Source organism: Bradyrhizobium sp. Kon56 (assembly GCF_055807635.1).
On the sequence record NZ_JBVVOU010000309.1, the window covers coordinates 1 to 307 of the forward strand.

Below are 307 nucleotides of genomic sequence, written 5' to 3' on the forward strand. Positions count from 1 at the left end.
GGGACAGGCGCAACCTAAACATATATGAGGAATGTCTAGTGGCCAAGGAAGACGGTGTGTCGTTCTCCGAGGAAGACCTAGCTGCTGTACTCGGCAATGCTGTCTCACACGTCGCAAACGAGATGCTCGTTCTCGCGCAGTACGAGAGATTGCAAGAGGGTCTATTCCCCTATCTATGGCCGGCCATTGACAACGGCGAGTTCGATCTACGCATGAATCGTGTGGTGCGACACATGGGTGGACCTCCAGAAGCTCACCTAGTACGCAAAGACGAAATAGCACCGCTTGCTGACAAATATCCAGAATC

1 protein-coding gene is annotated in these 307 nt (G+C 52.4%); it reads left to right on the plus strand.

All coding sequences use genetic code 11. From position 1 onward, the window contains the following. Window positions 1-38: 38 nt before the first annotated feature. Window positions 39-307 (plus strand): hypothetical protein (locus AC0L3B_RS39095; protein WP_473383067.1); only part of this gene is annotated, 269 nt, incomplete at its 3' end.